This is a genomic window from Bradyrhizobium sp. USDA 3650, from assembly GCF_054057395.1.
On record NZ_JBSRZG010000001.1, the window covers coordinates 54,089 to 73,264 of the forward strand.

Consider the following 19,176-nt stretch of genomic DNA (forward strand, 5'->3'; position numbering starts at 1 on the left):
GGCGCTGAAGTACCGGGCGGAGGCTCTGAATGCAACACGCGCGCGCCCGCTTGCGGAAACCACAATGCTTTGGCCGTTCAATCACTTCAGGAAACCCCGCCTAGCCTCGCCGGGCACCATTGAAGCCATCTATGGCATGATCGTGACGCAGGCGCGAGAACCCATATTTTACCGCGACTTGGGCGTGCCGGATACCGTTAACGGGCGTTTCGATCTGTTGCTGCTGCACCTCTGGCTGCTGCTGCGCCGTCTGCGCACGGTCGAGGGCGCCTCCCGACAGGGCGCCACCGAGCTGTCGCAGGCGCTGTTCGACCGCTTCTGCGAGGATATGGACGACAATCTGCGCGAGATGGGGATTGGCGACCAGACCGTGCCGAAGCGGATGCGGGCTTTCGGCGAGGCGTTTTACGGCCGGGTCCAGGCCTACGATCAGGCCATGGAAAGCGGCGGCGAGGCGCTGGCATCGGCGATCTGCAAGAATATCTTGAATGGGGCCGGCATGGACAAGGCGCAGCGGCTCGCGGCCTATGCCAGGGCTGCCGAGGCCGACCTCGCCCGGACCGGCGAGGCCGCATTGTTGGCCGCGTCTTTCAAGTTTCCCCCAGCGTTCCCTGAGGATGTCACGCCATGAGCCGACCGATTACCGCATCCGCGCCCGATCCCTGGCAGGTGCCCGTCGTCGTTGCACAGATCCCGGACACCGGCCTGCATCGCAAGCTCGAGGCCTCGGCCGCCGAGCGGCAGGCCATGGCTGAGACGGCAGGCTTGCGCGAGGTTGTCTCGGTCCAGGCTGATTTCGATGTTGTGCCGAAAAGCGGCAACCAGATCCAGGTCACGGGGCACGTCCGCGCCCGGATCGGCCAGACCTGCGTGGTCACGCTTGACCCGATGGAGAGCGAGATCGATGAGGAGGTGAACCTGATATTTGCCCCCGAGGCAGAGGTCCGCCGCCTGGCCGACCTGATGGAGGAGGGGCACGACGATCAGGAGCAGGTCGCCGACCCCCCGGAGGCGATCGTCAATGGCATCATCGACCTCGGCCGGCTCGCCACCGACGCCCTGTTCCTGGCGGTCGATCCCTATCCGCGGAAGCCGGGAGTGGTGTTTGAGCCCGAGGTCACCGCCCCCGATCCGGAGGACCATCCCTTTGCGGACCTGAAGGCACTCCAGGACAAGAAGAAAGATCAATAGGCGCCGTCTTTCCCAGAGGACCGCTTTGCTACGGGGCGCGAGGTGTTTGCGATCGTGGTTTGAAAGGTCGAATTATCTGTTTGATTTCGATGTGTTTCTTGTGAATTAGTCCGTCCGCGGCCCGATGCTCCCGAATGCAAAAGGCTGGGGGCAAGAGGTTGTTTCGGGATAGCAAAACGCTATTGTCGCGCCCCGGTCCGGGTGCGGCGTGGCGCTTGACCGACCGCCATTTTCGTGGCGAACCCATTTGCGGCCCCGCTCGTTCAAGACCGCACCAGACCAGGTTTCCAGGACTTTTATGCCAAGCAAGGTTCGCATCGCGCTTGACGCCATGGGGGGCGACGCCGGCGCCGCGGTGGTCATCCCAGGCGCCGCCATCTCGCTTCACAGGCATCGCGAGATCGAATTCCTGCTGATCGGGGACCGCGCCAAGATCGAGCCCGAGCTCGACCGCCACCCCGCGCTGAAGGCCGCCTCGAAGATCATCCATACCGATGTCGCGGTCAGCGGGGAGGAAAAGCCGAGCCAGGCGCTGCGGCGCGGCCGCCGGACCTCCTCCATGTGGCTTGCCATCGATGCGGTGAAAAAGGGCGAGGCGGATGTCGCGGTCTCGGCCGGGAATACCGGCGCGCTGATGGCGATGTCGCGCTTTCACCTGCGCACGCTGCCGGGCGTCGATCGTCCGGCCATCGCCGGCATGTGGCCGACCAGGCGCGGCGATTCCGTGGTCCTCGACCTCGGCGCCAGCATCGGCGGCGATACCCACCATCTGGTGTCGCTCGCCATCATGGGCGCGGCGATGGCCAGCGTGTTGTTCAACAAGAAGCGTCCCACGGTCGGCCTGCTCAATATCGGGGTCGAAGAGATCAAGGGGCACGAGGAAATTCGCGAGGCTGGCGAAATCCTGCGCGCCAGGAACCTGCCCGAGCTCGACTATCTCGGCTTCGTGGAGGGCGACGGCATCGGCAAGGGAGTGGCGGACGTCATCGTCACCGAAGGCTACAGCGGCAACATCGCGCTGAAGGCCGCGGAGGGAACCGCGCGGCAGATGGCGGAATTGCTCCGGGACGAGATGAAGCGGGGCTGGCTGTCAAAGCTCGGCTATCTCTTTGCGCGCAACGCCTTCCAGGCCCTGCGGAACAAGATGGATCCGAACAAATCCAACGGCGGCGTGTTGCTGGGGTTGAACGGGATCGTGGTCAAGAGCCATGGCGGAATCGCTGCCGAAGGCTTTGCCTATGCGATTGATGTTGGCTATGAGATGGTCAAATTCGATCTCCTCAACAAGATCAATCAGATGCTCAACCGCGAAGGTGGTGCACTCAATTCCGTGCAGGCCGCGCAGGAGGCTGTTTCGTGACTCAAATTCGTTCGGTCGTGCTGGGCTGCGGCTCTTATTTGCCGGAGCAGGTGGTGACCAACGCCCAATTGGCGGCGCGCATTGACACGTCCGACGAGTGGATCGTGCAGCGCACCGGCATTCGCGAGCGGCATATCGCGGCCGAGGGCGAGTTCACCTCGCACTTAGCGCTCAAGGCGGCGCAGGCCGCGCTCGCCGATGCCGGCGTGGACGCGCAGTCGATCGACCTGATCGTGCTCGCGACCTCGACCCCTGACAACACCTTCCCCGCAAGCGCGGTCGCCGTGCAGCACGGGCTCGGCATCAACCATGGCGCGGCCTTCGACCTTCAGGCGGTGTGCTCGGGCTTCGTGTTCGGGCTCGCCACCGCCGATAATTTCCTGCGCACGGGCGCCTTCAAGCGCGCGCTGGTGATCGGCGCGGAAACCTTCTCGCGCATCCTCGACTGGAGCGATCGCGGCACCTGCGTGCTGTTCGGCGACGGCGCCGGCGCGGTGGTGCTGGAGGCGCAGGAGCAGCCGGGCAATGCCGCCACCGACCGCGGGATCGTGACCACGCATTTGCGCTCCGACGGCCGTCACAAGGCCAAGCTGTTCGTCGACGGCGGCCCATCCTCGACCCAGACCGTCGGCCATCTGCGCATGGAGGGCCGCGAGGTCTTCAAGCACGCGGTCGGCATGATCACCGACGTGATCGTCGATGCCTTCAAGGCGACCGGGCTCAATGCCGACAGCATCGACTGGTTCGTGCCGCACCAGGCCAACAAGCGAATCATCGACGCATCCGCGCACAAGCTGCATATCGCGCCGGAGAAGGTGGTGCTGACGGTGGACCTTCACGGCAACACGTCGGCGGCCTCGATCCCGCTGGCGCTGTCGGTGGCGCGCAAGGACGGCCGCATCAAGCGCGGCGACCTGGTTCTGCTGGAAGCCATGGGTGGCGGCTTCACCTGGGGCTCCGCGCTGGTGCGCTGGTAAGCCACAGTCGATAAAATTTTGCCCGAATCAGCGCGGATTATCGATGCGCCTGCATTGATGAGCGCTGTTGACCGCCGTATCGTAAGCTCATAATTTCAGACAACAATTGTTCGCCGTGATGTGGGGCAGGGCGATGACCGATCAAAGTAAAACCGTAACGCGTGTCGATCTGTGCGAAGCCGTCTACCAGAAGGTGGGGCTGTCGCGCACGGAATCGTCCGCCTTCGTGGAACTCGTGCTGAAGGAGATCACCGATTGCCTTGAGAAAGGCGAGACGGTGAAGCTGTCCTCGTTCGGCTCCTTCATGGTCCGCAAGAAGGGTCAGCGCATCGGTCGCAACCCGAAGACCGGCACCGAGGTGCCGATCTCGCCGCGCCGGGTCATGGTATTCAAGCCGTCGGCGATCCTGAAGCAGCGGATCAACGCCCAGCACCGCACCAATGGCGACGCCAGCAAGGCGCAACCCGAGGCGTAATCCGCCCTCCGGATAAGGATTTGGCATTTGGACAAGGCGCCGGATGCGTTCCGAACCATCAGCGAAGTAGCGCAGGAACTCGACATTCCGCAGCACGTGCTGCGGTTCTGGGAGACGCGTTTCTCCCAGATCAAGCCGATGAAGCGCAGCGGCGGCCGCCGCTATTACCGCCCCGACGACGTCGACCTGCTCAAGGGCATCCGCCGTCTGCTCTACGGGGAGGGCTACACCATCCGCGGGGTGCAGCGGATCCTGAAAGAGCACGGCGTCAAATCGGTGCAGGGCCTTGCCGACAGCGCGGCCGCAGTCTCGTTCGGCGCCATCGAGGACGCCGTCGGCGCCAGCCTGATGGAGCCCGAGGAGGAGACCGGCGTCCGTGGCGCCCGCGACAGCGACGATGACGACTACCAGGGCGAGGAGGAGGAGGGCATCGACTTCCGCTTCTCCGAGACCGACGACGAGGAAATCCTCACCACCTTCCGCAAGGCCGGCACCCCCGCCGCGCCCGCCGGCCCCAGCGCCATCGACCGGGAACGTCTCGGACGGGTGCTCGCCGAGCTCATCGCCTGCCGCGAGATGCTGGATCAGGCGCTCAAGGACGCCTGACGCCGGATCTCCTCGGCTTTGGGGGCAGTTCCGGTGCCTTTCGGCAGAGGCAGCAAAATGGTGTGACCTCGCCTTGCGCAAACCGGCGATCCTAGCTAATGGAACGACGTTCGGAGCGTGGCGCAGCCCGGTTAGCGCACTAGTCTGGGAGACTAGGGGTCGGAGGTTCAAATCCTCTCGCTCCGACCATTGTTCTCAAAGCATCTGTCGGGTGGATTGAGGGGTGGCGTGGAGCCAGCTCCTGTCTGTGGCGCCATGCGCGACGATCGGGTGCGGACGGCTGCTTCGGTGGCTGGAAAATCAAAATGCCGAAAACAACCCCATGCACAGTAGCGATGTCATTGGTTGCTTTATGTTTTTCCGAAGCGATTTGACGTGTCGGGCAAAACAGGGGTATGTTGTCATTGTGGCGCTGTGTGGCCGAGGCTCTGGCTCGATAGATTGGCCGATGTGCCTTCGAGCCCATCTCTGAGTTCTTTCGCGCGTCCTGCACGCGGCGAGCGGCAACAAACTAGCCGGCGGAGGGGCGCGAATTGAGGGTGAGGTTCGACCTCGTAAAAGCTGAATTATCCGTTGCGATCATCTTGAAGTTGCGAGATGCTGACCGAAACGGGGGGAAATGGGATGGCTATTTCAGCGAAGGTTTCGACGCGCATTACGACGCAACTCAAGAAATATCAGAGCGTTCTTTCAAATTTGCAGAAGCGCGATGTCAGCGAGGCGGATACGGTCACCGTCATCAATGACATGCTGTCGGACATCTGCGGCTACGACAAATATCTTCACGTCACCAGCCAGTACGCCATCCGGGGGACTTATGTTGACCTCGCCGTGAAGGTCGACGAGGAAATTCGCTTCCTGATCGAAGTGAAGGCTATCGGTATTGAGCTCAAAGACGCTCATGTGAAGCAGGCCATCGATTATGCAGCAAACGAGGGAATCGAGTGGGTCGTTCTTACAAACGGTGCCAATTGGCGAATTTATAAGGTTCATTTCGGCCAGCCGATAGAGAAGATTCTGGTCTGTGAACTCGATGCAATAGGTACGAGCGCACGAAGTCCGGAGGCTATGGAATGTTTCGGCAACCTGAGCCGCGAAGCATTTTCGAAAGGAACCATGGCTGAATTCCTGCTTCAGAAGCAGGTGACCAACAAATTTACCGTCGCTGCCGTGCTTCAAACCGACTTCATCTTGGAAGTCTTGCGCCGGGAAATTCGGCGGATGAGTTCTGGAGTAAAAGTCGAAGTCGACTATCTCCGCTCACTGTTGCGGGATGAGGTGCTCAAGCGGGACCTGGTGGATGGGGACGAGGCCAAGGCCGCAAGTCAGAACATCAGACGACTTCAGCGGGCAGCATCCCGCAAAAAAGCTTCTGGCAAGGCTGCTGATGAATCTCCCATACTTGCTCCAATCGAGGATGCTTCCTCGACTCTCCCTAGGGCGGTGGTATCACCCTAGCTCCGACGGCCTGGATCGGCCGACGCAGATGAAGGTGGCCAGGGCAGGGTCGATCTTGGGCATCTCCTCGCGGTGGCTTTCGCGATAGGCGCGCACCAAGGTGTGGACTTCGCGGCAGGACTCTACCTCGATCCAAATGAGGGCACGGTCACCCTAATTGAAGCTGTTGCTCAGATCTCTCCCTCGCGCTTAGATTGCAAGGGGCGCATATCGAATCCCCTTACTTTCGACTCGTTTGGTGGGAAAATGGCGAAGTATTCAGCATCGTTCTTTGACGGTGGTGCTCTCCAGTTCGATGAGAACAGCATCCGCGATTTGGTATCTGCGGGGCGCAACTATCTTGAAACGGCGCCAACCATCACGCTCGAATTCGACGGAGATCACAATTTACAAAGCGACGACCTCGAAAATATCCTCAGTGATCCTTACATCAGGTCCAGGAATATTATTTCAGTTCAGATCAACGGTTCACGATATCGTCCGGAGCCCGCTCGCTCATTTCAGGTAAAAATCTCATCTGAGTACGCCACGTTGGGTTCTGTGCGTTTGTCTATCGAGGGCGATCGCGATGCGTCAATCGTGACCCGCAATCAGGTCGAAACGACCATACGAGGTTGTTGGACTTGGTATGCGAGACTTTACCGGCCCATCGACGTCTCATTCCAGCTTATCCGCTTAATCTCAGGCTGGACACTTGTCTACGCCCTGCTTTTCTCGGCATTCTTGAAATTGAGAGGTTTTCCAGAGACGCCGGAGCAACTTGCGAAACTGGCCGCCGAAACCCTGTTTCTCAGTCCGACGATCTATTTGATCGTAGCTTTCCTCAGAAATCGGCTTTTCCCTAAGCTGCTCTTCGCCATCGGCAAGTCTGCTGACGCGGTCGCAAGGGCAGCTTACTGGCGGAATTTCGTCTTTATTGGCGTCGGGCTGGCCCTGCTTACAGGGATCGCAGCAACGCTCATCACCGATCGTTTCAAATGAAAGCTCCTATGTCTTCGGATCAGTTTTCCTAGAAACACCAAGTTCTGCGACCCCCCGCTACCTCAAATACCCCACCACCATCCGCGTCGTCTCGTCCACCAGCGTCCACACCATCTTCTCCGAGAGCATCTGGTTCAGCACCGCGTTGTGTGCGCGACGGCCTCGATTGCACTGACGCAGATGAAGGTGGATAAGCTGGGATCAATCTTGCGCATCTCCTTACGGCGCCTTTCGAGATTGGCACGCACCAAAGTGTGGACCTCGCGGCTGAAGGTTTCGACGTCCTTGACGCGTGATCATTCTGCGGGCGGTGGCTTAAGGGGAGGGTGTGATCGTTGTCACAAAGCGCGCCGCCGCAATGGGGTCTGGCGCTGTCGGTGCCCGCACGGAAAGACCAGTCGGCCTCCGGGGCGTTTCCTCGTTTTTAGTCTTGGTCCGTCGTCTTGATATCAGTAGTTTTGCGGGGCCTTAGGCGTGGCCCTTGATCTCGTAGCGACCCGGAACGCATTTGTAGCGATCGAGCCGCCAGTTGGCGTGGTAGATCGGATGTTCGCCCATCCATTTCGCCAGGGGGGCCTGTGCGCCGATCGCACACTGCATCATCGACATCTCGGGCGTCATGTTGCTGTCGGTCACGATTTCCTCGATGCAACTGCCTGAGCTGGCTGCACTCAGCCGGCAGAGCACGGCAACGACGGTCACGAACATTCCAGTCACCTCATCGGTAGTTTCTGACCACGAAGAGGATGCAAGCGGAGTGCCAGAGCCTGTGACGCAAACAACACGCTGGCCTGGCCGACTCGACCCAGCGTCCGGACTCCATTTAGCGATTCGGATTGTAAAAAAATTGCCCCTAAACCGAAGCCGGGCAAATACGGGGAACCTGCAGGGGTGAGTCGCAGGGATGTGGAATTCCGGGGGCAGCGCCGCGCCGGTGGCGCTTCACAGGCCGCGCGCAGCCGGTAGGCTCGGAAGGACCGTGGCCACCCGCCAAAAGAGCGGGACCGCCACAACGGATATGGAAACGCGAGGGCAGACCATGAAGGCACGACCGACCGGCGTGATCCCGCCGATGACGACGCCGTTCCGCAAGGATGGCGAGATCGACTACACGCTGGTGGCGCCACAGGTCGACTGGATGATCGGCGCCGGCGCGCATGGCGTCGCGGCCGGCGGCTCGACCGGCGAGGGGCACACGCTCGATCACGAGGAATATCGCGACCTGATGGAGGCGACGGTCGCCGCGGTGAAGGGGCGCATTCCCGTCATCGCCGGCATCATCGTCGATTCCACGCGGGATGCGATCCGCCGCGGCAAGCTGGTGCGCGACATGAATGTCGCCGCCCTCCAGGTCACGCCGGTGCATTATCTGTTCAAGCCGGACGACGAGGCGATGGTGACGCATTTCCGCGCCATGGCGGATGAGACCGGGATGCCCATCATCATCTACAACGTGGTGCCGTGGTCGTATCTGTCGCCGGCGCTGCTGACGCGGATCATGACCGAGGTGCCGCTGGTGGTCGGCGTCAAGCAGAGCGCGGGCGACCTGAAACTGTTCGCGGACCTGATGATGATGGCGCCTGACAAGCTGATCTACAGCGCGGTCGATGCCCTGATGTATCCGTCCTACACATTGGGGGCCCATGGCTCGATCGCTGCGATCCTCACCGCGGCGCCGCATGCCTCCGTCGCGCTGTGGGATGCGGTGAAGGCGGGGGACCATCCGCGCGCGCTCGACCTGCACAAGAAGCTGCTGACGCTGTGGAACGCTGTCATCGCCGACAATCTGCCGGCCTGCACGCGCTATGCGCAGACGCTGCAGGGCCTGCCCAGAACTTATCCGCGCGCGCCGATGTCGGAGGCCTCGCCCGTGCAGCAGGCGGCGATCCGCAAGGCGCTGGACGGGCTCGGCGCGTTGAACGGGCGGCGCGTCGAGGCGGCCGAATAGTCCACGCCCCGAAATTACTGGTGAACATGGCAGCGCCGATCCGCTTTTACCTGCGGATGCGGCGCTGTACATTTTGTGCGCGCTCCGATGCGCGCGGCGCGAGCTGTGAAGAAACATACCGACAAGGGAGGGGCCGAAAGTCCCATGAAGGATTTTGCAGGAAAGATCGCCGTCATCACCGGCGGCGGCACGGGAATGGGGCGCGAGCTCGCGCGGCAGCTGGTCGCCGAGGGCTGCAATGTCGCGATGTGCGACGTCTCCGAAGCCGCGATGGCCGAGACCAAGCGTCTGTGCGAGGTCGAGAAGCTGCCGCAGGGCCTGCGCGTCACGACCCATGTCGCCGACGTCTCGATCGAGGATCATCTCAAGCGATTCCGCGACGAGCTCGCCGAGCAGCAGAAGACCGACCGGATCCACCTTCTGTTCAACAACGCCGGCATCGGTGGCGGCGGCAGCCTGTTCACCAACACCCGCGAGCAGTGGGAGCGCACCTTCAACATCTGCTGGGGCGGCGTCTATCTCGGCGTCCGCACCTTCCTGCCGATGCTGGTCGCAGCCGACGAGGCCCACATCGTCAACACCGCGAGCGTCAACGGCTTCTGGGCCTCCATCGGCATGACCCAGTCGCACACCGCCTACAGCTCGGCGAAGTTCGCCGTGAAGGGGTTTACCGAAGCGCTGATAAACGACCTCCGCCTGCACGCGCCGCATGTCAAATGCTCGGTGGTGATGCCCGGCCATATCGGCACCTCGATCGTCTCCAATTCGCGCAAGGTGCAGAGCGCCGACGGTTCGGAGCGGCTCAATGCCGACGAGGTCGCGCTGACCCGCAAGCGCATGGTCGCGGCCGGCGTGCCGGACGCCGACAAGATGTCGGACGACGACATCCAGGCGGCGTTCGCCGAGCGTGTCCGCAGCTTCCTCGAGGATGCGCCGACGACGGCGGCGCAGGCCGCCAGGATCATCCTCGACGGGGTCAAGGCGGAGCAATGGCGCATTCTCGTGGGCGAGGACGCAAAGCGCCTCGACGAGCGCGTTCGTGCTACGCCGGAGCAGGCCTACGAGCGCGCCTTCTTTGAAAGCTTTACGCAGGAGGTCGGCTGGCGGCTCGGCTGAGGCGGTCAACGAGCGCGCGCGGATATAGGTATGATGCTCATCATGGCAAGAGGCGCGCTGGCAATTTCGCGTGCCACCTCTTGCCAGTTCGCTGCCGGCGTTTGTGGCCCGTGCTCGCCCACTTATGTCGAATTGGAATATCACGCATGCGACACATCCCTGCGTTCAAGCGATGGTGATCTCCAACGGCTCTCATTCGGCGCACGGCAGCTTGGTCAGGGAACCAAAATAGTTTACTCAGTCATGTGTAAGGCGATGACCAGAGCATAGCTCCCGATGATACCCGCATGCCTCTCCGACGACTGGACCCTTTGCCCGGAGCGAGAGGACATCTCCGCTGAGTTCACGCGGCTCCTGACCGCGGCCCAGGAGGGCGGCGCCACGATCGCCGAATGCCTGATGATCGCGCGGCAGCTGAAGCGGGGCAACGACCAATCCTGGCATCGCGAGTGGAAGAATCTGGCGCAGGCCAATCGGCTTCGTGCCGAGGCCGCGTTCGCGGAAGGTCACAGGGCGACCGCGCAGCGCAACTGGCTCCGCGCCATGAATTACTACAGCGCGGCCGCGATGCCGCTCGAACCGGCGGACGAGCGCCGCTGGGTCGCGGTGCTCGCGATGCAGGATTGCGCCCGCCGCTTCCTCGCCGCGCGCGACCCGGCCGGAGAGGTCCTGACGATACCCTGGCTCGACGGCCATTCGTTGCAGGGCTATTTCCTGCCCGCGCACGCGCCGTCGGGACGTGTGCGAGCCCCGACCGTGATTTGCATCGGCGAGCCCGGCCACCGCAAGGAGGAATTTCTGTTCAAGCTCGCGCCGCATGCGCGCGAGCGCGGCTTCTCGCTGCTGGCGCTGGACCTGTTCGGCGAGCAGCGCGACGATCATCTCGACGCGCTGTTGCGGCGCCGGGATCTCGAGAGTGCGATTCCGTGCGTGATGGACTATCTGGAGACGTGCAGCGAGGTCGATTTCGCACGTGTCGCGATCGTCGCCGATGGCTGGGGCTCTTCCTTCGTGGCGCGCGCGGTGTTGCAGGAGCCGCGGCTTGCCGCCGCCGTCTGCGATGGCGGCCTGTGGGACCTGCACGAGCGGGCCTTCTTTGCCAGCCGATTCGCGATGAGCGACGTCAGCATCGTTCCGGTGCCGCATGCACCGCTGATGGCCTCCAGCGCCGACTGTCCGGTGCTGATCACGCTCGGTGAGGACGGCTGGCTCAAGGCCGATCGGGCGCGTCAGATCGTCCAGACGTCCCGGCTCGGCAGTTCGGATGTCGTGTTGAAGGTGTTCACCGCGGCCGAAACCGGCGCGGCGCAGGCCCATGCGGACAACCCGAGCCTTGCCAATGAATACATCTTCGATTGGCTCGAATCGCGGCTCGGCGCCGCGGGGCGCATCTAGGGACGTTACCTCAGAAGTCGAGGGTCAGTCGGACGCAGGCCTTTTCGAGGCGGGTCTTGAGCATCGCGAGCTTGGTCGTGAATTCCGTCAGTTCCTTCTCGTCGAACTCCTGGAAGACGAATTCCTTGATCGTCTTGTACTGATCGTTGAGGCTCGCCAGGTGCTTCTGCGTCTTCTCGGTCAGGGACAGCCGGACCACCCTTGCGTCGGTCGGCGAGGGACGACGGCGCAACAGGGCCTTCTTCTCGAGCAGCTTGGACTGGGTGGTGACGAACGACGGATCGACGTGGAGGAGTTTCGATACGACGTTGACAGGAATGCCGTCGTCCTTGTCGAGGTCGGAGATCGCCATCAGGATCAGCCATTGCGGGCCGCTGATGCCGAGCGTTCTCGCCCAGAACTGACGCAGCTCCTCCAGATACATGTTGATCGACGATATCTCCCAGGTGAAGCGCCTGATGATATCCAGATTGCCGATGGAGCGGAGGCGCGCCCCTTCTTTCCTCGTCGCTGACACAGCGTCACTCCCGTGATCTGATTTGTATGCGGCCGGTGTCGTGCAAGCCATAGTCCACGCAAGCCTGCTCTGACGCAAGTGCAGAGCAGGGTAATTTCGTCACTAAAACTACAAAGATGATCAGCTCATGGAATCGCGTCGCCGTGGTGTTGCGCACTGGGCACAGGTTTGGGGAAACCACAAACATGATCAAATAAGGTATTTTGATTAGTGAACGGCGCAGGCATATTGTGTCGTGACGGTGGGGTACTCGATCGTCCCGTTGCAGGTGGTTTGCTCACGTCCCTCGCGTGGAAAGAGGGTGTGTCCGAAAGCGCAAAGCGGCCGAGCGGATTTGAAATACGGGGATCTGGGGGGCCTCACGGTCCGGTCTTCGTAACATGAGCAACTTGGAGGTTTTAATATGAAATTGGTGAAGAGCCTTTTGCTCGGCACTGCGGCGGGTCTGATCGCCGTCGGTGGAGCTCAGGCGGCTGATCTTCCGGTCAAGGCCAAGGCGGTCGAGTACGTGAAGGTCTGCTCGCTCTACGGCGCGGGTTTCTACTACATCCCGGGCAGCGACACCTGCATCAAGCTGGGCGGCTATCTGCGTGCCGAAGTGGCGCTCAATGCCGGCGGCAATTACAGCGCCCAGTACAACAACGTCTTCGCGGCGAACAACCGCCTGACCAACTACTACTCGATGCGCGCTCGTGAAGATCTCAACATCGACACGCGCACCGCGACCGAGTACGGCGTTGTCCGCACCTATTTCGATGCGGTCTTCACCTGGACGACCGGCAACTATGTCGGCGCCGGTTCGGGAACGGGTGCCACCCAGTACAGCAGCACGCTCGGCGTCAACGCCGCAGGCACGGGTCTGATCGGGTCCAGCGGCGGCGCCATCAACGGCACCGACGGCGGGATCTCGGGCGGCGCGCTCGGCGTCTACTACGCCTTCATCCAGTTCGCCGGCTTCACCATGGGTAAGGCGGTGTCGCAGTTCGACGCGCCCTGGATCAACTATCCCGGCAACAACTTCGACCAGCTCGTCGGCGGCAGCGGCAGCACCAACGGTGTTGCCCAGTTCACCTACACCGCCGATCTCGGCCAGGGCGTGACGGCGATCGTCTCGGCCCAGGACCAGACCCAGGTCTTCCAGACCGCCCTCTGGAATACGGCCGGCATGTCCACCACCGGCGTCCTCGGCGGTGCCTACGGCTCCAACGATCTCGGCGGCACCCGCGCCCCCGATCTCGTCGGCACGCTCCGTGTCGACCAGGCCTGGGGCCTGTTCCAGGCCTCGGTCGCGGCGCACGACAACCATGTCGCCTATTACGGCGCGAGCGAAGCCACCGGTCATCCTGAAGACAAGTGGGGCTGGGCCGTCCAGCTGGCTCTCTCGATCAAGAACATCCCGACCGGCGCCGGGGACTTGATCAACATCTCGGGCGTCTACACTGATGGCGCGAGCCGCTACAACTTCCAGGAGCTGGCAGCGACCAACTACTCGATGTTCGGCGGTTCGGGCGGCGCGTATCAGAGCATCGGCTTCGCCGGCGTGTCTGACGCGGTGTTCGCACCCGGCAGCGGCCTCGAGCTGACCAAGACCTACGGCTTCCGTGGTGCCTACACCCACAACTGGAGCCCGTACTGGAACTCGGCGCTCTATGGTGCGTGGGCTGCCGTCAACTACAGCGGCACGGCCAAGGGCATGATCTGCGGCAGCGCCGCGTTCGCGACCCTGACCGGCACCTGCAACCCGGACTTCAACATCGGCCAGATCGGTGTCATCACCCGCTGGACCCCGGTCAAGAACCTGACCTTCTCGGCTGACTTCACCTACAGCCACCTTGACCAGAAGTACTCGGGCGTGATCACGACGCCGGCGCTCACCAGCGTTGCCAAGCCTGCAGCGGCTTATGAGCTGAAGGACCAGGACACCTACAGCCTGCTCGTTCGCGCTCAGCGCAACTGGTAAGCCTTGATCGTCGGACCTGGTCTTCGGACTTGGTCTTCAGATATGGGTCTTCGGATATGACGCAGCCCCGGCGGGACACCGCCGGGGCTTTTTTACGAGCTGGGCCTTTCGCGGGATGGGCGTTCGGAAAATCCGGCGGCCCGTGCGAGCGACGAAGACGAGCCATGCGATTCGGTGGGCCCAAATTTATTTACTTACCTGAGTTACTAAGCTATATAGGTCTCAGCCGATGACGAAAGTTGCGGCTCTGACTTGATGCTAAACCTCCAGAAACCTCCGGCAATGCCCTGCCGGAGGTTTTTCGTTTTGGGACATGTATCCAGGACTCGGTTCTAGCCGCGCATGATACGCGCGCGGGAATTCGGCCGGTAGGCGAGGCGACTGTGGCCGGCGCAATAGGACTGGCCGTCGGGCGCGGAATTGCCGCAGAAGCAGAAATCGTCGGCGCCGGGCGTCGAGATCGGCCAGCGGCAGCGGTTCTCGGCAAGCTCGAGTAGCGAGCAACGATTGGCGTCGTCGATCGGACCGGTGACCATCGGCGCACCGGTCTCGCCGTAGATCGTGGCGAGCATCTCGTATTGCAGCCGCGGCACGGTCCGTGACGCGCGCGACGGCGCCAGGCCCCTGTCCTGAACCTTGCGGTCGTCGACCGTCCGGCCGCGCGTCAGATTGAGGCGGGACAGCTTGCCGATCACGGCATTGCGGCTGACGCCGATGTCGGCCGCGATCTCGCGGCAGGAGAGGCCAGCCTCGAAATGCTGCTTCAAAAGTTCAATTCGTTCGTCGGTCCAGGTGGGTGAGAGAACAGGCATTGGTGCGGTCCCAGGTTGCAGATGTCGGCCATCCGCCTCTCGAGATCCGTCCGCCTCACGTTCGGCGCGCGCTCACGTCCTGCCATTGTCGCGGATCGACAAAAGCCCGTCCTTGATGGCGAGACGGATGCCTTCCTCGATCAAGGTACGTGCGACGCCGGGAACGCTGGTGCCGTGGGTGCCCTGTCTCACCAGCTTCTCCAGATAGGTGATGGTCGAGAGCGCCAAGGTTACGGGAATGCGGTCAGTCTCGGCTTTTTCGGTGGCCATGCCTAAACGCTAGCCTCATACGCGGGTACATAAAAGTTACGATTAAGACTCTATTTAGGTTTGGCAGCGGAAGTCAAATGCAGGCTGCGACGCTTGGTCAGCTCGTTGGAATCGCGAGGGAAATCAGGCATGGCAGGACACGCCGCGCGAGAAGGCAAGCGGCGGCGTGGCCTCGAGAGGTCAGGCGTGGGCCGGTCGGCTCAGCCGTGCACGATCGCCTTGTCGATCATGCAATGGATGCCCTTGGAGCCGTTCACGGTCTGGGTCACCCGCAGATCGGCCGCTAGGCTGCATAGCGTATAGGCGTCCTCGCGCGACAAATTGCGCCTCTCGCCGAGCAGCACGATCATGTCGCGCAGCGCCCGCACCACGCATTGGTCGAGGTCGGGGTCCATCGCCATGGTCATGTAATGCGTCGCCGTCTCGCCGCGGGGATAGTCGATCCTGAGGTCCTTGCGCAGCGTCAGACGGAAGCGGCCCTGGAGTGCGGTCTCGATCGCGGTGACACAGACCTCGCCGTCGCCCTGCACGCCATGGCCGTCGCCGCAGGAGAACAGCGCGCCCGGGACGAACACCGGCAGGTACAGCGTCGCGCCGGCGCCAAGCTCCTTGTTGTCGAGATTGCCGCCCATGGCGCGCGGGACCAGCGAGGAGATGCGACCCCAGGCCGGAGGCGGCGAAACGCCCATCACGCCGAAGAACGGCTTGAGCGGCAGGTCGAGCCCCCACGGCATGCGGGCGACCATCCGCGACCGGTCGAGCGGGATGTTCAGGATGCGCGTCTCGTGAAAATCGTCGGGCAGGGTGCCGGACAGCGGCTTGATCATGTTCCAGCCCCAATCCTGCCGGAGCTGGACGTCGAGGATCTCGACCGCGAGCACGTCGCCGGGCTCGGCCCCCTCGACCGCGATCGGGCCGGTGAGGATATGGCCGGGCAGCATGCGCTCGTTCTTCGCGTGAACCTCGTGCATCTCGGGCGGAATGTGAAACTTGCCGGGGTCGGGCAGCATGTCCGGACCGCCGCTGATGGTGTCGATCGTGACCTCGTCGCCGCTTACGATGGTGAGGACCGGCTTGAGCGCGGCTTCGAAGAAGCCCCAATGACAGGTCTCGGGGCTGGAATGCAGGTGGTGATGGGTCATGTGGTATCCGTCCATTTCACAGGCCCGGGCTTGACCAGGCAATCGATCCTCTTCCAAGAAGCTTTCTGAAGATCGACGGGCGGGTCAAGTCCGCGCGCACCAGGCACGATCATTCCAGCGAGGCTCCCCTGCTTTTTGTCCTGTCCAAGACCCTCGGCACCGCGGTGCTGCCGATCAACTTGATGATCGAGCTCGGGATCGTCTCGGTCGTCCTGATGGCGACGCGCTTTGCCGCCCTCGGCCGCAAGCTCGCCGCGGCCACGCTGATCCTGCTGGCGCTCGCCGCGTTTTCGCCGCTCGGCAACCTTTTGCTCTATCCGCTGGAGTCGCGTTTTCCGCAGTGGGATCCGTCGCGCGGCGCGCCCGACGGCATCATCGTGCTGGGCGGCTCGGTCGACACCGATCTGTCGGCGGCGCACCACACGCCGGTCGTCGCGCACGCGGCCGATCGCCTGTTTGCGCCGGCCGAGCTCGCGCGCCGCTATCCGAACACGCGCGTTGTTTTCACCGGGGGCACCGCGAACCTGGTTTCGACGGACTCCCGGGAGGCCGACTACTCCGCGCCGATCCTGGAGAATTTGGGCATCGCGAAGCAGCGCCTGATCCTGGAGCGGGACTCTCGCAACACCTACGAGAATGCCATCTTCACCAAACAATTGGTGGCGCCCAAGCCGGGCGAGCGCTGGCTCCTGGTCACCTCGGCCTTTCACATGCCGCGTTCGATGGGGATCTTTCGCAAGGCGGGATTTGACGTCGAAGCCTATCCCGTGGACTGGCGAATGGGCGGGCGCGACGATCTTTTCTCGTTCACCAATGTCGGCGCGGACGGGCTCGGCCGAACCGAGGTCGCGGTGCGCGAATGGATCGGGCTCGTCGCCTACCGCCTGATGGGCCGCACTGGCGAGTTGCTCCCGGGACCGGCGAAGGACTAGAACCGTTCAAGAACAATAACAGCGCCGGCGCGCGACTGCCGGCCGGGAGGACGCCATGCAACAGCAGAGTGCAGACAGCATCGATCTTGCCGGCCTCGTCGCCGATCTCAACAGCCTGCTGCGGCTGAAGACCACGGTGATCGGCATGAAGCTGTTCGCGCGGACCGCGGACATGGAGGCAATCCCGAAAATCCGGCGGCCGAACGCGGTCCACACCACCGACCAGATCGTCAGCATGGCGGCGCGTCTGGGCTGGACCGTCGGCATCACGGCCGACGATCTCGTCGGCGCGCAATGCCGCGCGGTGATCGGCCTTGCACCGCAGGACGAGAAATGGCTCGCCGGCGAAAACTATGTCGGGGTCTGGCACGGCACGGCGGAGGACGCGCGCAAGCGTCAGGAGGCGCTGGATGTGGTTCCGTTCGGGCAATATCAGGCGCTCGCAGTCAGCCCGCTGGCGAGCGGCCGGCTCGATCCGCCGGACATCTGTCTCGTCTATGCGACGCCGGGGCAGATGATCATCCTGATCAACGGGCTGCAATATACCGGCTACAAGAAGTTCGAATGGGGCGTGGTCGGCGAGACCGCTTGCGCCGATTCCTGGGGCAGGGCGCTCAAGAGCGGTGAGCCCAGCCTGTCCTTGCCATGCTATGCCGAACGGCGCTATGGCGGCGTACCGGACGAGGAGATGCTGATGGCCCTGAAGCCGGAACATCTCGCCAAGGCGGTTGTGGGCATGAAGGCGCTGGCGAAGAACGGCCTGCGTTATCCGATCCCGCCCTATGGTATTCAAAGCGATGTCCGTGCCGGCATGGGCGTGAGCTACGCGAAGACGTAAAGTAAAGGCCGACCATGAGCTCTGCGAAATTCGACATCGTCGTCTATGGCGCGACCGGTTTTACCGGCCAGCTCGTCGCCGAATACCTGACCCAGCATTACAAGAGCGACCATTCGCTCAAATGGGCGATGGCAGGCCGCAGCCTCGGCAAGCTGAAATCGGTGCGCGATGCGATCGGCGCACCCGGGAATACGGAGCTCATTGTCGCGGATGCGTCGGATGCGGCCTCGCTGAAGGCGATGGCGGAACGGACGATGTCGGTGATCACCACTGTCGGCCCGTATCAGCTCTATGGTGAGGAACTGCTCGCCGCCTGCGTGGCCACGGGCACCGATTATTTCGATCTCTGCGGCGAGCCGATCTGGATGCGCCAGATGATCGACAAGTACGAGGCGGCTGCAAAAGAGAGCGGCGCGCGGATCGTGTTTTCGTGCGGCTACGATTCCGTGCCGTTCGAGCTCGGCACGTTCTTCGTCCAGGAAGAGGCCAAACGTGTCTTCGGCGCGCCGGCCCCGCGGGTGAAAGGGCGTGTGCGCGACATGCGCGGCACGCTCTCGGGCGGCACCGCCGCGAGCGCGAAGGCGACCTTCGATGCCGTGGCCAAGGATCTCAGCCTCGTCGCCATTCTCAACGATCATTTTGCACTGACGCCCGGCTTCACCGGCCCGAAGCAGCCGAAAGGCAACAGGGCCGCCTTCGAGGACGACCTGCAATCCTGGGCGGCGCCGTTCATGATGGCGCTGATCAACACGCGTAACGTTCACCGCTCCAACATGCTGATGGGATTCCCCTACGGCCAGGACTTCGTCTACGACGAGATGGTCCTGACCGGTCCCGGCGAGAAGGGCGAGGCCAACGCCAAGCTCGTGATGGCTGCCAATGCGGGCAAGACCGGCCCCGACGCACCGAAGCCCGGCGAGGGGCCGTCGAAGGAGGAGCGCGAAAACGGTCTGTTCGATCTGCTCTATATTGCGATCGCACCTGACGGCCGCATGGTTCGCGCCGGTGTCACCGGCGACCGCGATCCCGGCTACGGGTCGACCTCGAAGATGATCTCCGAATGCGCGATCTGCATGCTGCGTGACACGACCGACGTCGCAGCCGGCTTCTGGACGCCGGGCGCGGCGATGCAGCACAAGCTGATCAAGCGGCTGGTCGAGAACGCCGGGCTGACGTTCGCCGTGGAAGCTTAAAGCCC

At 62.8% G+C, this 19,176-nt stretch carries 20 protein-coding genes and 1 tRNA gene; 16 read left to right on the forward strand and 5 right to left on the reverse strand.

Annotated features, from left to right (window positions below; genetic code table 11):
- Positions 1-64: 64 nt before the first annotated feature.
- The 9 genes from ACVIN2_RS00260 (at position 65) to ACVIN2_RS00300 (ending at position 7,048) form a co-directional block, all read left to right on the forward strand.
- The gene (locus tag ACVIN2_RS00260; protein WP_456764042.1) at positions 65-631 is read left to right on the forward strand and encodes a ubiquinol-cytochrome C chaperone family protein; all 567 of its coding nucleotides are present in this window, start codon (positions 65-67) and stop codon (positions 629-631) included.
- Positions 628-1,191: a YceD family protein gene (locus ACVIN2_RS00265; RefSeq protein WP_456764043.1), complete on the forward strand. Its 564-nt coding sequence runs from the start codon at positions 628-630 to the stop codon at positions 1,189-1,191. The genes ACVIN2_RS00260 and ACVIN2_RS00265 overlap by 4 nt, the downstream gene beginning before the upstream one ends.
- A 298-nt stretch (positions 1,192-1,489) precedes the next feature.
- A complete protein-coding gene (plsX, locus tag ACVIN2_RS00270; protein WP_247397223.1) occupies positions 1,490-2,551 on the forward strand; it encodes a phosphate acyltransferase PlsX in 1,062 nt (353 codons plus the stop codon).
- Complete coding sequence (locus ACVIN2_RS00275; protein WP_456764044.1) at positions 2,548-3,528, forward strand: beta-ketoacyl-ACP synthase III; 981 nt, start codon at positions 2,548-2,550, stop codon at positions 3,526-3,528. The genes plsX and ACVIN2_RS00275 overlap by 4 nt, the downstream gene beginning before the upstream one ends.
- 133 nt (positions 3,529-3,661) lie before the next feature.
- Entirely contained in the window at positions 3,662-4,003 is a 342-nt protein-coding gene (locus tag ACVIN2_RS00280) for an integration host factor subunit alpha (protein ID WP_018456841.1), read from the forward strand.
- Positions 4,004-4,030: 27 nt separating this feature from the next.
- Positions 4,031-4,609, forward strand: a complete 579-nt coding sequence (locus ACVIN2_RS00285; RefSeq protein ID WP_456764045.1) for a MerR family transcriptional regulator — start codon at positions 4,031-4,033, stop codon at positions 4,607-4,609.
- Positions 4,610-4,720: 111 nt separating this feature from the next.
- Positions 4,721-4,798 (forward strand) — tRNA-Pro (locus ACVIN2_RS00290).
- Between the two features lie 408 nt (positions 4,799-5,206).
- Positions 5,207-6,067, forward strand: a complete 861-nt coding sequence (locus tag ACVIN2_RS00295) for a type I restriction enzyme HsdR N-terminal domain-containing protein (RefSeq protein WP_456764046.1) — start codon at positions 5,207-5,209, stop codon at positions 6,065-6,067.
- A gap of 72 nt (positions 6,068-6,139) precedes the next feature.
- Complete coding sequence (locus ACVIN2_RS00300) at positions 6,140-7,048, forward strand: hypothetical protein (protein WP_456764047.1); 909 nt, start codon at positions 6,140-6,142, stop codon at positions 7,046-7,048.
- A gap of 468 nt (positions 7,049-7,516) precedes the next feature.
- Here the strand turns inward: ACVIN2_RS00300 and ACVIN2_RS00305 are convergent, their stop codons facing one another.
- Positions 7,517-7,756, reverse strand: coding sequence for a hypothetical protein (locus ACVIN2_RS00305; protein WP_007603449.1), 240 nt, complete (start codon positions 7,754-7,756; stop codon positions 7,517-7,519).
- A gap of 331 nt (positions 7,757-8,087) precedes the next feature.
- Here ACVIN2_RS00305 and ACVIN2_RS00310 point away from each other — a divergent pair, with 331 nt between their 5' ends.
- The 3 genes from ACVIN2_RS00310 (at position 8,088) to ACVIN2_RS00320 (ending at position 11,507) form a co-directional block, all read left to right on the forward strand.
- On the forward strand, positions 8,088-8,996 hold the full coding sequence (locus ACVIN2_RS00310) for a dihydrodipicolinate synthase family protein (RefSeq protein ID WP_456764048.1): 909 nt from the start codon (positions 8,088-8,090) through the stop codon (positions 8,994-8,996).
- 144 nt (positions 8,997-9,140) lie between these two features.
- The gene (locus ACVIN2_RS00315; protein WP_456764049.1) at positions 9,141-10,112 is read left to right on the forward strand and encodes an SDR family NAD(P)-dependent oxidoreductase; all 972 of its coding nucleotides are present in this window, start codon (positions 9,141-9,143) and stop codon (positions 10,110-10,112) included.
- Between the two features lie 276 nt (positions 10,113-10,388).
- Entirely contained in the window at positions 10,389-11,507 is a 1,119-nt protein-coding gene (locus ACVIN2_RS00320; protein ID WP_456764050.1) for an alpha/beta hydrolase family protein, read from the forward strand.
- A gap of 10 nt (positions 11,508-11,517) precedes the next feature.
- Here the strand turns inward: ACVIN2_RS00320 and ACVIN2_RS00325 are convergent, their stop codons facing one another.
- A complete protein-coding gene (locus ACVIN2_RS00325; protein WP_456764051.1) occupies positions 11,518-12,024 on the reverse strand; it encodes a MarR family winged helix-turn-helix transcriptional regulator in 507 nt (168 codons plus the stop codon).
- 403 nt (positions 12,025-12,427) lie between these two features.
- Here ACVIN2_RS00325 and ACVIN2_RS00330 point away from each other — a divergent pair, with 403 nt between their 5' ends.
- On the forward strand, positions 12,428-13,984 hold the full coding sequence (locus ACVIN2_RS00330) for a porin (protein ID WP_456764052.1): 1,557 nt from the start codon (positions 12,428-12,430) through the stop codon (positions 13,982-13,984).
- A 332-nt stretch (positions 13,985-14,316) separates the two neighbouring features.
- Here the strand turns inward: ACVIN2_RS00330 and ACVIN2_RS00335 are convergent, their stop codons facing one another.
- From ACVIN2_RS00335 to ACVIN2_RS00345, 3 genes are all read right to left on the reverse strand, one after another.
- The gene (locus tag ACVIN2_RS00335) at positions 14,317-14,796 is read right to left on the reverse strand and encodes a GcrA family cell cycle regulator (protein WP_456764053.1); all 480 of its coding nucleotides are present in this window, start codon (positions 14,794-14,796) and stop codon (positions 14,317-14,319) included.
- A 72-nt stretch (positions 14,797-14,868) separates the two neighbouring features.
- Positions 14,869-15,066, reverse strand: a complete 198-nt coding sequence (locus ACVIN2_RS00340) for a hypothetical protein (RefSeq protein ID WP_007603456.1) — start codon at positions 15,064-15,066, stop codon at positions 14,869-14,871.
- A 200-nt stretch (positions 15,067-15,266) separates the two neighbouring features.
- Positions 15,267-16,208: an acetamidase/formamidase family protein gene (locus ACVIN2_RS00345; RefSeq protein ID WP_456764054.1), complete on the reverse strand. Its 942-nt coding sequence runs from the start codon at positions 16,206-16,208 to the stop codon at positions 15,267-15,269.
- Between the two features lie 182 nt (positions 16,209-16,390).
- Between ACVIN2_RS00345 and ACVIN2_RS00350 the strand changes: the two genes are divergently transcribed.
- From ACVIN2_RS00350 to ACVIN2_RS00360, 3 genes are read left to right on the forward strand one after another with little or no spacing between them, the layout of a single operon-like run.
- Positions 16,391-17,140 carry a YdcF family protein gene (locus tag ACVIN2_RS00350; protein WP_456769615.1) on the forward strand — a complete coding sequence of 250 codons (750 nt, stop codon included), beginning with the start codon at positions 16,391-16,393 and terminating at the stop codon, positions 17,138-17,140.
- 55 nt (positions 17,141-17,195) lie between these two features.
- A complete protein-coding gene (locus ACVIN2_RS00355; protein ID WP_456764055.1) occupies positions 17,196-17,978 on the forward strand; it encodes a DUF169 domain-containing protein in 783 nt (260 codons plus the stop codon).
- 14 nt (positions 17,979-17,992) lie between these two features.
- A complete protein-coding gene (locus ACVIN2_RS00360) occupies positions 17,993-19,171 on the forward strand; it encodes a saccharopine dehydrogenase family protein (RefSeq protein WP_456764056.1) in 1,179 nt (392 codons plus the stop codon).
- Positions 19,172-19,176 lie beyond the last annotated feature (5 nt).

What these genes read in the sequence shown, in the direction of transcription:
- ACVIN2_RS00260 (WP_456764042.1), top strand. Translation starts at nt 65, where the DNA reads ATGCTTTGGCCGTTCAATCACTTCAGGAAACCCCGCCTAGCCTCGCCG.
- ACVIN2_RS00265 (WP_456764043.1), top strand. Translation starts at nt 628, where the DNA reads ATGAGCCGACCGATTACCGCATCCGCGCCCGATCCCTGGCAGGTGCCC.
- plsX (WP_247397223.1), top strand. Translation starts at nt 1,490, where the DNA reads ATGCCAAGCAAGGTTCGCATCGCGCTTGACGCCATGGGGGGCGACGCC.
- ACVIN2_RS00280 (WP_018456841.1), top strand. Translation starts at nt 3,662, where the DNA reads ATGACCGATCAAAGTAAAACCGTAACGCGTGTCGATCTGTGCGAAGCC.
- ACVIN2_RS00295 (WP_456764046.1), top strand. Translation starts at nt 5,207, where the DNA reads ATGCTGACCGAAACGGGGGGAAATGGGATGGCTATTTCAGCGAAGGTT.
- ACVIN2_RS00305 (WP_007603449.1), bottom strand. Translation starts at nt 7,756, where the DNA reads ATGTTCGTGACCGTCGTTGCCGTGCTCTGCCGGCTGAGTGCAGCCAGC.
- ACVIN2_RS00310 (WP_456764048.1), top strand. Translation starts at nt 8,088, where the DNA reads ATGAAGGCACGACCGACCGGCGTGATCCCGCCGATGACGACGCCGTTC.
- ACVIN2_RS00315 (WP_456764049.1), top strand. Translation starts at nt 9,141, where the DNA reads ATGAAGGATTTTGCAGGAAAGATCGCCGTCATCACCGGCGGCGGCACG.
- ACVIN2_RS00320 (WP_456764050.1), top strand. Translation starts at nt 10,389, where the DNA reads ATGATACCCGCATGCCTCTCCGACGACTGGACCCTTTGCCCGGAGCGA.
- ACVIN2_RS00330 (WP_456764052.1), top strand. Translation starts at nt 12,428, where the DNA reads ATGAAATTGGTGAAGAGCCTTTTGCTCGGCACTGCGGCGGGTCTGATC.
- ACVIN2_RS00335 (WP_456764053.1), bottom strand. Translation starts at nt 14,796, where the DNA reads ATGCCTGTTCTCTCACCCACCTGGACCGACGAACGAATTGAACTTTTG.
- ACVIN2_RS00340 (WP_007603456.1), bottom strand. Translation starts at nt 15,066, where the DNA reads ATGGCCACCGAAAAAGCCGAGACTGACCGCATTCCCGTAACCTTGGCG.
- ACVIN2_RS00345 (WP_456764054.1), bottom strand. Translation starts at nt 16,208, where the DNA reads ATGACCCATCACCACCTGCATTCCAGCCCCGAGACCTGTCATTGGGGC.
- ACVIN2_RS00350 (WP_456769615.1), top strand. Translation starts at nt 16,391, where the DNA reads ATGATCGAGCTCGGGATCGTCTCGGTCGTCCTGATGGCGACGCGCTTT.
- ACVIN2_RS00355 (WP_456764055.1), top strand. Translation starts at nt 17,196, where the DNA reads ATGCAACAGCAGAGTGCAGACAGCATCGATCTTGCCGGCCTCGTCGCC.
- ACVIN2_RS00360 (WP_456764056.1), top strand. Translation starts at nt 17,993, where the DNA reads ATGAGCTCTGCGAAATTCGACATCGTCGTCTATGGCGCGACCGGTTTT.